The following is a 12,469-nucleotide window of genomic DNA, read 5'->3' on the forward strand; positions in this document are numbered from 1 at the left end:
TCAATTAGATATCACCTTAAATTCAACTCTTCTGTTCTTCTGGCGCGTTTCTTCGGTGTCATTTGATGCGACCGGCTGTTGCTGCCCTTTACCCGACGATGTCATGCGAGATGCGGAGACTCCCTTGTTGAACAGGTAATTTGAAACAGCCTTTGCCCGCAATTCAGACAAGTATAGATTCAGCCGCGGGTCACCCACGTTATCGGTATGGCCAATAATCTCTATATTCACTTTCGGATTCTCTTTCAGCATTTGAACCAGTTTATCTAATTCGGTATATGATTGCGGCTTGATAATTGGCTGACTCTGGTCAAAAAATACATTTTCAAGTTTTATAGGTTTACCTATTTCAATACTTTTAAAGTAATTGTCGGTAAGGGCTGCTGCCGGGGCAATAATTGTTTGTTTTGGTGGTGTAACAGGCTCAGGAACCTTGTCAATATTTGGTTGCACTGTTTTTTCTTCATTTTTTACTATCACCGGCGCATCGGTCTTAGGTTTGTTTTCAACCGGCTGGGGTGCCTTTTTTACCTCTGCTTTTTCAAGCAACACGTCAAAAGAAAAATTTCCAGAGGCCAGATTCAACAAATTAATGTCAGCTGTGTACAGCTTATAATCATCAGCATGTACACGTAATGTGTATTTCTTTCCGAAATCTGCCGGAGGTATTGGCGTTGTGGTTCTGCTGTTTTCCAATAAGGCCAGTTTATCATTATCAGATGCCACAAAAGATACCCTTGCATGAGGGATAGGCATGCGGGTTTTAGAATCGAGGGTGTTGAACGTAAAAATATACCCGTTCTTTTTCAGGGCAATCATCAGCACATTGTCAACCAGCTGGCTTGGGTTTACAGTTGTTTTAGATGGCTGGTATCCGGGGGCAGATATTTCAATTTCGTAGATTTTATCGGCACTCATTGAAGCCTTGTATCTGTTTCTCTCTGCATCTAATATCCCTTTAACTGGTGTTAAATCGGTTGATAACTTAAAACCGGCTGGTACTACACTTTTTGTGTAAAAGTCTGTTGCAATAAAATAGGTTTCTTTTACAGGTACCCTGGCTAATTTCAGGTACAAGGTTTGGCTATCTTTCACCAGCGGTGCGTTATAGGTAATATACCCCTGGCTTTTAACCTCGGCGGTGTAGTTTTCAGCTAACTTGAGTACGGCTTGCCATTCCGACTGCACATTGGTAGTCTGCAAAGGAACTACTTCATTGGTTGCATTGAAGATGGTTAAGCTGGCCCCGGGTATGTTTAGTTTCGTTTCTTCGTCTACTACTATTAATCTGTATCGGTTTGAAGTCTTCTTTTCAAGTATAATATCCTGAGCAAATTGCCTGCGCGAAATCAGTTCTTTTAAATCAACGTTTTGGTTGGTCTGGGTATATCCTTCCGACTCCACTTCAACTGAATACTCGGCATCCGGTGATAAATTGGCCGAAAAACCATCCTTCTCAATGCGTGCTGCAATAGACTGCCTGGTTTTCAGATTGATTATCCGCATCCGGGTATTGATAATAAATTCCTTCGTGTCTTTATCTACTATCCTGAATAAAAAGTTATAGTTTTCTCTTTTCAGCGGAAAACGTTTCATGGTAATGTTGGCCCCGGGATACTCAGTTCTGATGCTTTCAAAAGTAAGTTGTTCTGTATAGGGTTTATAACCTTCTGCAGTTATTTCAATGGTAAACTTTTTTTTAGGGCCAATTTCAATTTTGTATGGATTGTCTTTGTCTGATTTACCTGTAAGTATGGTTTCTTCAGGGCGAATAACCCTGAATGAGGCAGGAATTGTCTCTAACGTGATGGCATCAATGGCGCTCAATGCTAAAGGAGCCGAGTCATTTTTTTTAAGACTCAGACTAATAAATCTGTCGATTGGCCGCACAATTTTTTTGGGGTCAACTGCGTCTATTTCAATCTCTGAGCGATTATAGCCCGGAGCCTCAATTGTCACAAAATAGCTCTTGGTTTTATCAAGTTTAGCTTTCCATTCGCCAGTTTTGACGTTGAGCACTACCTCTATATCCTGATTATTTTTATCTTTTATTTTTACCAGTGTGTTGGTTATGATTTGTTTATCTCTGGCGTCGGTAAAAAGGAAAACGTATTCGTCAATGACCGGAACCGACTGGAAAAAGCTGGCCTCGTGAGAGATATGATTAATCCGGTAATCAGTATCAGGTTCGGAAACTGATTTATTGTTAGCAAAAGCCGTACAAATGCATTGAAATGTAAAAACAGCAGTAAGTAAAACTGAAATTCTCATAGAAATCGGCGAATATATCTGATGTCGCTTATTTAATCATATCTCATTAGAACGAAGAATTCGAAATGAATTGTAAGTTTTTATGAAATTATGTTGTTTTGTTAAATGGAAGAAAATGCAAAAAAAACAGTTTTAATTGATTTACACTATCTACCCTGTACTCAATTTTTTTCTGCGGTGCTGGAGGCCGATGCGCTGATGCTGGAAAGCCATGAACACTACATCAAGCAAAGTTACCGTAACAGATGCTATTTATTGGGTGCCAACCAGGTTGAAATGCTGATTGTACCAGTGGTTGACGGCAACAAAAAAATTCTGGTAAAAGATATACGGATAGATTACCAGCAAAGGTGGTATGATAACCACTGGCGCACCATCAGGGCGGCTTATGGTAAATCGCCGTTTTTTGAGTTCTTTGGCGATTACTTTCAGAACACAATACAAAAGAAGCCAACTTTTTTATGGGACCTTAATTTTGAGTTGCTGACAATTTGTCTGAAATTATTGCAAATTAACAAGACAATAAGTCTGACTGAAAATTATGAAAAACAACCGGATTCTTCTATTTATGACCTTCGCGGGCTAATAACACCTAAAAAAGCCTCTGAAAACGCAATTCCGTTTCATCCGGTGGCATATCAGCAAAACTTTGGCAGTGAATTTGTACCTAACCTTAGCGTTATTGACTTGCTGTTTTGCAGAGGCAATCAATCTTTAGGAATTTTAAAGAAATCTGCCCGAAATTGAACAGAGTTTATTAATAAATCGTTATATTGCAAATGCAAATGTTTTGCTTAAACCAAATATTTGAGTCTTAAAGCAATATTGACCATTACAAAATTTTGAATTATGGAAAAATCGATTCAGCTGATTTTTTCATCTAATCTATCGTAAAATTAAATGGAGCCTAAATTTTCACAAAAAGTCAAAGACATCATTACCCTTGCCCGTGAAGAAGCACTTAGGCTTGGTCATGATTACATCGGAACAGAACATTTGATTCTGGGGATGATCCGCGATGGAGAAGGTATTGCTTTAAATCTACTGAAAGGGGCTGGTGTATCGCTTGAGGAGTTGCGTATTACAATTGAACAAGCCACCAAGGGAACTGCGACCAATAACATTAAAAATTTGGCAAACATTCCGTTAACGCGCCAATCTGAAAAAGTTTTAAAGATTACTCATTTGGAGGCCAAAATCTTCAAATCTCAACTCATAGGAACCGAGCATCTGTTATTAGCGATTCTGCGCGATGGGGATAACCTCGGTGGACAGATTTTACAGAAATTCCACCTCAACTACGAGCAGGCCAAAGAAATGTTAGACTACCAGCTAACCGGCCAGAAACCTGTGATGGAACGCCCTGAAACAGATGACGATGATGAAAGATTTTTAGGTGGCGGTGCCGGAGGTTACTCTCAGCAAAGAAATGACCCCAAGAATCCGGAAAAATCGAAAACGCCAGTGCTGGATAATTTCGGTCGTGATTTGACCAAGCTTGCCGAAGTGGGCAAACTAGACCCGATTGTTGGGCGTGAGAAAGAAATTGAGCGTGTAGCACAGATTCTTTCAAGACGTAAGAAAAATAACCCGATTCTGATAGGTGAGCCTGGTGTTGGTAAAACAGCCATTGCCGAAGGCCTTGCTTTAAGAATTGTACAGAAAAAAGTGTCGAGAATCCTTTTTGGTAAAAGGGTAGTAACGCTGGATCTGGCTTCGCTGGTGGCAGGTACCAAATACCGTGGCCAGTTTGAAGAAAGAATGAAAGCCGTGATGAACGAGTTGGAGAAATCGCCGGATGTGATTCTTTTCATAGATGAGATACATACCATTGTAGGTGCCGGTGGAGCCAGTGGCTCGTTGGATGCCTCTAATATGTTTAAACCAGCTTTAGCCCGTGGGGATATCCAATGTATTGGTGCCACCACGCTTGACGAGTACCGTCAGTACATTGAAAAAGACGGAGCTTTGGCTCGTCGTTTCCAGATGGTAATGGTTGAAGCCACTTCTATTGAAGAAACCATTGAGATTCTGAACAACATTAAAGATAAGTACGAAGATCACCACCACGTTAACTATACGCCTGAAGCGTTGGAATCTGCGGTTAAATTATCTGAAAGATACATTACCGACCGCTACTTGCCAGATAAAGCCATTGACGTATTAGACGAAGTAGGGGCTCGCGTACACATCAATAATATTTCGGTACCACCGGATATCGTAATGCTGGAAGAGCAGGTAGAACTGATTAAGAAAGAGAAAAATCAGGTGGTGAAAAGCCAACGTTATGAAGAGGCAGCACAACTGCGCGACCGTGAGAAAAAACTGTTGGAGCAATTGGAAAAAGCCAAAATAGCCTGGGAAGAAGAAGCCAAAACCAAACGTTATAACGTAACAGAAGATAACGTTGCCGATGTAGTGGCCATGATGACGGGTATACCAGTGAAACGTGTGAACATGAATGAAGGAGAGAAAATCCTGAAAATGGGAGACGCGTTGAGAGGAAGAATTATTGGCCAGGACCCAGCGGTTGAAAAACTCGTTAAATCTATCCAGCGCACACGTGTGGGTTTAAAAGACCCTAAAAAGCCGATTGGTTCGTTCATATTCTTAGGGCCTACCGGTGTTGGTAAAACAGAGTTGGCCAAAACACTGGCAGAATATCTTTTTGATAAAGAAGATGCCCTTGTAAGAATAGACATGAGTGAGTACATGGAGAAATTCAGTATCTCTCGCCTTGTCGGAGCGCCTCCCGGATACGTTGGTTATGAAGAAGGTGGCCAGTTGACAGAGAAAATCCGCAGAAAACCTTATTCGGTAGTTTTGTTGGATGAGATTGAAAAAGCTCACCCGGATGTTTACAATATCCTTCTTCAGGTTCTCGATGATGGTGTGTTGACTGACAGCCTGGGTAGAAAAGTTGATTTCAGAAATACAATTATTATCATGACCTCGAACATCGGGGTGCGTGACCTGAAAGATTTCGGAACAGGCATTGGTTTTGCTACCAAGGCTCGTAACGAAAATCAGGACGAAATGGTGAAAAGCACAATTCAGAATGCTTTGAGAAAAACCTTCTCGCCTGAGTTCCTGAATCGTCTTGACGATGTAATTGTGTTCAATTCTCTGGGTCGTGAAGATATCCATAAAATTATTGACATCGCATTGAAACGCCTTACTTCTCGTATCAGTAGTATTGGTTATAAAATAGAACTGACCGAAAAGGCCAAGGATTTCTTGGGTGACAAAGGATATGATCAGCAATATGGCGCCAGACCATTAAACAGAGCGATTCAGAAATATGTGGAAGACCCACTGGCTGAAGAGATTTTGAAAGGAGAAACCAAAGAAGGAGATACCATTCTGGTTGATTACAGCGGAGAAGGCGAATCGCTTACTTTTAAAGTAATGAACAACGAAGCCGAAATTGAAAAGTAAAATTTGAGTTTCTTGGTAAATAAACAACAAAGGCACGGCTTTTAGCTGTGCTTTTGTTATTTTTGTGCTTATGATTCCTGATTATCTGAAATACATTTTTAGTGCCGGAAACGAACACGACCTGCACTCACCTTTTTTATTTGATTTTTATACAAAGGTGCTTAAAAATTCAAAAACTGCTGACGCATTTAAGGCAGTGGAGGAATTGAGAAAATCGTTGTTGAAAGATGAGAGAACAATTGAAATAACCGATTTTGGGGCGGGTTCAAAAATTAACCAATCGAACCTCAGAAGGATAAAGGACATTGCCCGAAACTCGCAGAAGTCTCCCAAACTGGCGCAGTTGTTCTTCCGGATAATTCGCTATTTCAATTACAATCAGATATTTGATTTAGGCACTTCATTGGGTATTACAACGGCTTATATGGCCACTGCCAGTTCTGCTGCCAAAGTTTATACGTTTGAAGGTTGTCCGCAAACAGCGGCAGTAGCCAGCCAAAACTTTCAGAAATTGGGCATTACAAACGTTGAGATAATAACCGGAGACCTGAACGAGAGCCTTCAAAACCAATTGCAGCAAACAAACCGAATTGATTTTGCTTTTTTTGATGCCAACCACAGATACGAGCCCACCGTTGATTACTTTGAAAAGTGTTTAGCGAAAGCACACGAAGACACGTGCTTTGTTTTTGATGATATCTACTGGTCTGAAGGCATGAAAAAAGCCTGGGAACATATCAAAAACCATCCGCGTTCAACAATTACAATCGATATTTTTTATGTGGGTATCGTGTTTTTCAGAAGCAAACAGCCCAAGCAGCATTTCATACTAAAATTTTAAAGCAAAACACTTTTCATATTTAAGGGGTACCAAACTAAAAGGCCTTTTTAGGTGTTAGGTAAAAACAGAAATTATAGAGCAACCATGTTAGATATACAGAAAATTAGAGCAGATTTCCCGATTCTGGATGAGCAAGTGAATGGAAAAGATCTGGTATATTTTGATAACGCAGCCACTACCCAGAAACCTTTGCCGGTACTGAATGCACTGGCCAATTACTATGGGCATTATAACGCTAATATTCATAGGGGAATACATAATCTGGCCGAGAAGGCAACTGCAGCATTTGAGGAGTCACGCAAGGCTATTCAGAAATTTCTTAATGCCAGACTTACCGAAGAAGTAATTTTTACCTACGGCACTACTGATGGTATTAATCTGGTGGCGCAAACATACGGTCGCGCATTTTTAAAAGCCGGTGATGAAATCATTATCAGCACAATGGAGCATCATTCAAACATTGTGCCCTGGCAAATGCTTTGTGAGCAAAATGGTTGTATCCTGAAAGTGATACCCATAAATGACAACGGAGAGTTGATAATGGAAGAGTACGACAAGTTGTTGTCAGAAAAAACCAGGTTTGTATCGGTGGTACATGTTTCTAACGCTTTAGGAACTATCAATCCGGTAAAACAGATTATTGAAAAGGCGCATCAGGTAGGAGCAAAGGTGCTGATTGATGGCGCACAGGCTACTTCTCATATAACTATTGATGTGCAGGATTTAGATGCAGATTTCTATGTGTTTTCTGCACATAAAATCTATGGCCCAACGGGCATGGGTGCTTTATACGGCAAAAAAGATATTCTTGATGCCATGCCACCTTACCGTGGCGGTGGAGAAATGATTAAGGAAGTTACTTTTGAGAAAACCACTTATAACGAATTGCCATATAAATTTGAGGCAGGTACCCCAAACATTGCAGACGTTATTGCAGTTAAATATGCACTTGACTACGTAAATGCGCTAGGGAAAGAGAATATTGCAGCCTACGAAAACGAACTGCTGGCGTATGCAACCGAGCAACTGTCGCAGATTGAAGGACTCAGAATTATAGGTCAGGCAAAAGAGAAAGTATCTGTAATCTCATTTGTGATTGATGGCGTACACCCGCAAGATATCGGGGTGATTCTCGACCAGCAGGGTATAGCCGTTCGCACTGGGCACCATTGTACCCAACCGTTGATGAAACGATTAGGAATACCCGGAACTTCAAGAGCCTCATTTGCTGTTTATAATACCAAAGATGAAATTGACAAACTGGTAAAGGGTATAGAAAAAGTAAAGAAAATGGTACTTTAATTAACCATAAACATAAGCATGACCATTAACGAAATACAAGATGAACTCATTGAGGAATTTGAACTTTTTGATGACTGGGAAGGGAAATATGAGTATATCATTGATTTAGGAAAGAAATTGCCGAAACTGGCCGACGCGTATAAAACAGAAGAAAATATAATAAAAGGCTGCCAGTCTGTTGTTTGGCTGCATGCTTATATGAATGGCCATAAACTGATATTTGAAGCAGACAGCGAGGCCATAATTGTGAAAGGCCTTGTGAGTATGCTCCTTAAAGTGCTTTCTGGCCATACGCCGGAAGAAATTCTTGGGGCCGACCTTTATTTTATTAATAAAGTAGGTTTAAGCAGCCACCTGGCACAAACCCGCTCAAACGGGCTTGCCTCAATGGTGAAACAAATGAAAACTTATGCAGTAGCGTTTCAGTCTTTAGAAGAAAATAAATAATATCCCAATGACCGACCAGGAACTTAAAGATAAAGTAGTAGAAGCCCTGAAAACAGTATATGACCCGGAAATACCAGTAGATGTGTATGAGTTGGGTTTAATATACGACATCAAGGTTTTTCCGGTTAACAATGTTTACTTATTAATGACACTTACCTCTCCTTCATGCCCTTCAGCAGAGTCAATACCTGTTGAAATTGAACAGAAAGTTAAGGCCATTGAAGGCGTAAGCGATGTAAGTGTTGAACTAACTTTTGACCCTCCGTACACCACCGAGATGATGTCTGAAGTAGCCAAACTGGAATTAGGTTTTATGTAATATGATAGTCCGGTTTATTAAAAAGAAACTGACCCCTTCTGTCTGGTAAGCCGGTTAATAAGTATTTTTTAAACCCCTGCGGGTCGGGGACTTATTCATAAATGTCATGTATCCTCCACATTTAGTAGCACCCATGAAAGCCGAATTAGTAAATGTCGGCTTCCAAGAATTACTGACTCCGTCAGACGTTGATAATTTCATTGAAAACCAAAAAGGAACATCTGTTGTAGTAATTAACTCCGTTTGTGGTTGTGCGGCAGGTACTTGTCGTCCGGGTGTTAAACTGGCATTAGACCGTTCTGAAGTAAAGCCAGATAACCTGGTAACTGTTTTTGCAGGTGTTGATACCGACGCCACTCAGCAATTACGCTCATATATTCCGTTCCCTCCATCGTCTCCGGCTATTGCCATTTATAAAGATGGTGAGTTGGTACACTTTGTAGAAAGACACCACATTGAAGGCCGTTCGGCAGAAATGATTGCCACGCACCTTACAGCCGTATTTGAAGAAATAGGCGAAGAAGCGTAAGCCAAATTAATAAAGAAAACCTCACCTTTTATTTCTCTTGTATCAGAACGAGAGAGCAAAGGTGAGGTTTATTTTCAGGCAGCTGCCTGAAATCAGAAGTTTGGCTTTAACAGGTATTTGGCATAAAAATCAGTAATTACTTTTACTGCATCTTCTGCGGTATCTACCAGCTTTATCAGATTCAAATCTTCCGGGTTAATATTCCGTTCGCTATTGCACATGGTTTCTTTCAGCCAGTTCAGTAAACCACTCCAGTATTCAGTACCGACCATAACAATCGGGAAACGCGCAATTTTCTTGGTCTGAATCAGCGTAAGGGCTTCAAATAATTCATCAAGCGTTCCGAAACCACCGGGCATTATAATAAAACCCTGAGAGTACTTCATAAAGCATACCTTACGGGCAAAGAAGTAGTCGAAGTTAATGCTTTTGTCTGGGTCAACATAAGGGTTGGGTACCTGTTCAAAAGGTAGTTTAATGTTTAGTCCTACCGATTTACCTCCGTTTTTATTGGCGCCCAGATTTCCGGCCTCCATAATACCCGGGCCACCGCCGGTTATAACACCATAACCTTTTTGTACCAGTTGCTCGGCTATTTCTACCGATAGTTTATAGTATTTGTGGTCAGGTTTGGTTCTGGCAGAGCCATAGATTGTAACACAAGGGCCAATTTTGGCCAGTCTGTCAAAACCATCTACAAACTCAGCAACAGTTTTAAGTATTTGCCATGAATCCTGGCTATGAATTTCGTTCCATCCTTTTTCAACAAATGCCTCACGGATTAACAACTCCTCGTTTGATTCTATTTCGTTTTCGCTCATAGTTATAATAATAGTAAGTTTGTCGTGCAAAATATAATTCTTCCCTTCCAATATCACAGGAAATGGATAATGAAAACGTATATTTGCAAAAAAAAGTTTGAACCAACAAATTTATATCAATGAAAGTTGCAATAGGCGCCGACCATGCCGGGTACGAGTACAAGAATATTATCTTACAATGGTTGCAGGAACAAAACAATGAAGTAACTGATTTTGGCCCTGATTCGGCCGATTCAATGGATTACCCTGATACGGCACATCCATTGGCAAGTGCGGTTGAAAGTGGTGAATATGAATACGGTATTCTGATATGCGGCAGTGGCAATGGCGTATGTATGACAGCCAACCATCATAAGGGAATCAGAGCCGGATTAGCCTGGAATGTTGAGGTAGCAGAACTGATTCGCCAGCATAATAATGCCAATATTATTTGTCTCCCTGCCCGCTTTATAGACATTGATTTGGCCAAAGCATGTGTAACTACTTTTCTGAATACAGCTTTTGAAGGAGGCAGACACGCCAGAAGAGCCGATAAAATATCGTGCTGATACTACGGTTTATCAAAGGAAGTTTCAGAACTTCCTTTGATAAACACCTTTCATATCTGTGCTTTTGTAATCAACTGCCAGTGCCGGCAGGCGTTCAAAAATCTTAGGAACAACGTTTTGCTTGTCGATAATTATCTTCGGAGGGTCTTTTTTGAAATTATCGAAAATATTAATGATACTCTCGTAATTGTCGGGGTTTTGTAAGTCAATCTTAGACAATTCCCAATTCAGGTAACAAGTAGCGGGCGTTCCCCATTTATACTCATCAATTCTTTCGCCTATTATCAGCATCTTTTGGCCACGCATATTTGCGGGCAGGTCACGAGGCTTTATTCTCATATCAGACAATTGCTCAAAGCCTTTACCAAAAATTGGCGTAGCACCCTGATACTGTACAAACAATATAACCAGTACTAATGATGTGAAAATAAACTCTGGTAAAAATGTGCCCTTAAAATGCAAAAAGAAAGCCGTACAAAAAAAGGCAAAGCACGGAATAAAAATAATAAACTGCATGGGCGACACCGTTGGCGAAAGAAACAAAGCCAGTAAGGCCACCACAACCCAGAGGAGCATAATTTGCTGAATACGCTGCTGATAATTGCTGTATCTGGTTGCCTGAGACTGCCTCAGGAAACCCAGAAATGCAAAAGCTGCAGGTAATGTAATAGCCAGCAGCGAGCTCTTGAAGTCTTCGAGGCTATATTGTTTTATTTTCAGCATACCGTTGAACCAGTTATACTGAAATTCGTCGAGGCTATCGTTAAAATAAAAAAACAGGGCGGCCAGTACAACAGGAATAATAAAGCCCAGCAGGGTAAGGAAATACTGTCTTAAATTGGCGTTGGTAAAGAAAATAAGCGAAGCGGCGCACCAGATAATAAAAACCATGGCAGGCTGATAAAACAACACTGCAATACCAATATATAAGCCGATTTCAAAAACCTCGTCTGACACACCTTCGCGGCGTTCTAATTGCTTAATGGTTTTGTTAAAAGCAAAAAGCAGAAAAGTAGTGGCCAAAAGAACCGGCGATAACTTGCTCATATCGAACGACAGGTTCATGAGCAAAATATACAGCAAACCAGGGGCATAGTTTCGTTCAAGAAACGCGTGGCGCGTGTTACATATAAAAACAAAATACAAAGCCTGAAAATACACCAGCAGCATAGCAATAAACTCATAGGCAAACTGGCTACGCCCGAAAGATAAATCAATGAGCCAGTAAATGAATGCCGACAGCGGACCCACGTTTGTCCATAATTCTTTATAGAGAAAGTTTCCTTCATGAATCTTCTCTCCAACCAGCATCCATTCCAGTTCGGGTAGTAATACAGGTAACTTTTCCCCCAGAAAAGGAAGCTTCAGTAAAATCACCAACAATAGCAATGACAGAAAATGGAAAAGCGTATTGAATCTGAAAAACGTTAGCAAGGCTGTATTGTTTATATATTTTTGGCAAAGTTATGAAAAAAGTGCTTGATGCGCGTAACTTTACTTTACATAACCGAAAATAGTGCTGATATTTGTATATTATTATTGAATTTGAATAAAATGGAATCGAAAAGACAAAGACAAGTAGCGAAACAAATTCAGAAAGATTTGGGAGAGATTTTTCAGAGAGAAATGAAACAGGTGTTTGATAAGGCTTTTGTTACAATTACAGACGTAAAAACTACTCCCGATTTAGGTATTGCCCGTGTTTACTTGAGTTTTTTATTAACCAAAGATAAAGAAGGACTGCTGGAGAGCATCAGAGAAAACACCAAAATTATCCGTAATCACCTCGCTGCGCGCGTACGTCATCAATTACGTATTGTACCTGAATTGCAGTTTTATCTGGATGATACTGCCGAATACGCCCAAAAGATTGAGAATCTTTTTGCCGGTATAGTTATACCACCTGCCCCTGAAGAAGACGAAGAAGAAGAGTAAACCAGATACCTAAGATAA

At 40.4% G+C, this 12,469-nt stretch carries 12 protein-coding genes; 9 read left to right on the forward strand and 3 right to left on the reverse strand.

Annotated features, from left to right (window positions below; genetic code table 11):
• Positions 1–2,271, reverse strand: a complete 2,271-nt coding sequence (locus tag MB380_RS09210; protein ID WP_253534802.1) for an OmpA family protein — start codon at positions 2,269–2,271, stop codon at positions 1–3.
• A gap of 105 nt (positions 2,272–2,376) precedes the next feature.
• Here MB380_RS09210 and MB380_RS09215 point away from each other — a divergent pair, with 105 nt between their 5' ends.
• From MB380_RS09215 to MB380_RS09245, 7 genes are all read left to right on the forward strand, one after another.
• Entirely contained in the window at positions 2,377–3,018 is a 642-nt protein-coding gene (locus MB380_RS09215) for a WbqC family protein (RefSeq protein WP_253534804.1), read from the forward strand.
• A gap of 153 nt (positions 3,019–3,171) precedes the next feature.
• Entirely contained in the window at positions 3,172–5,709 is a 2,538-nt protein-coding gene (locus MB380_RS09220; protein ID WP_253534806.1) for an ATP-dependent Clp protease ATP-binding subunit, read from the forward strand.
• 70 nt (positions 5,710–5,779) lie between these two features.
• Positions 5,780–6,550, forward strand: a complete 771-nt coding sequence (locus MB380_RS09225; RefSeq protein WP_253534808.1) for an O-methyltransferase — start codon at positions 5,780–5,782, stop codon at positions 6,548–6,550.
• 84 nt (positions 6,551–6,634) lie between these two features.
• Entirely contained in the window at positions 6,635–7,852 is a 1,218-nt protein-coding gene (locus tag MB380_RS09230) for a cysteine desulfurase (RefSeq protein ID WP_253534809.1), read from the forward strand.
• Positions 7,853–7,870: 18 nt separating this feature from the next.
• Positions 7,871–8,299: a SufE family protein gene (locus MB380_RS09235; RefSeq protein WP_253534811.1), complete on the forward strand. Its 429-nt coding sequence runs from the start codon at positions 7,871–7,873 to the stop codon at positions 8,297–8,299.
• A gap of 7 nt (positions 8,300–8,306) precedes the next feature.
• On the forward strand, positions 8,307–8,618 hold the full coding sequence (locus MB380_RS09240; protein WP_101727822.1) for a DUF59 domain-containing protein: 312 nt from the start codon (positions 8,307–8,309) through the stop codon (positions 8,616–8,618).
• Between the two features lie 106 nt (positions 8,619–8,724).
• On the forward strand, positions 8,725–9,147 hold the full coding sequence (locus tag MB380_RS09245) for a BrxA/BrxB family bacilliredoxin (protein WP_101727821.1): 423 nt from the start codon (positions 8,725–8,727) through the stop codon (positions 9,145–9,147).
• A 92-nt stretch (positions 9,148–9,239) separates the two neighbouring features.
• Here MB380_RS09245 and MB380_RS09250 read toward each other — a convergent pair whose 3' ends face one another.
• Positions 9,240–9,968: a TIGR00730 family Rossman fold protein gene (locus MB380_RS09250; protein WP_253534813.1), complete on the reverse strand. Its 729-nt coding sequence runs from the start codon at positions 9,966–9,968 to the stop codon at positions 9,240–9,242.
• A gap of 119 nt (positions 9,969–10,087) precedes the next feature.
• On the opposite strand from MB380_RS09250, the gene rpiB reads away from it, so the two are divergent.
• Positions 10,088–10,516, forward strand: a complete 429-nt coding sequence (rpiB, locus tag MB380_RS09255; protein WP_253534814.1) for a ribose 5-phosphate isomerase B — start codon at positions 10,088–10,090, stop codon at positions 10,514–10,516.
• A gap of 24 nt (positions 10,517–10,540) precedes the next feature.
• Here the strand turns inward: rpiB and MB380_RS09260 are convergent, their stop codons facing one another.
• A complete protein-coding gene (locus tag MB380_RS09260) occupies positions 10,541–11,950 on the reverse strand; it encodes a hypothetical protein (RefSeq protein WP_253534816.1) in 1,410 nt (469 codons plus the stop codon).
• 120 nt (positions 11,951–12,070) lie between these two features.
• Here MB380_RS09260 and rbfA point away from each other — a divergent pair, with 120 nt between their 5' ends.
• Complete coding sequence (gene rbfA / locus MB380_RS09265; protein WP_253534818.1) at positions 12,071–12,451, forward strand: 30S ribosome-binding factor RbfA; 381 nt, start codon at positions 12,071–12,073, stop codon at positions 12,449–12,451.
• The last annotated feature ends 18 nt before the right edge of the window (positions 12,452–12,469 follow it).

Origin of the sequence: Emticicia sp. 21SJ11W-3 (genome assembly GCF_024138715.1) — a bacterium.
Taxonomy (GTDB): domain Bacteria; phylum Bacteroidota; class Bacteroidia; order Cytophagales; family Spirosomataceae; genus Emticicia; species Emticicia fluvialis.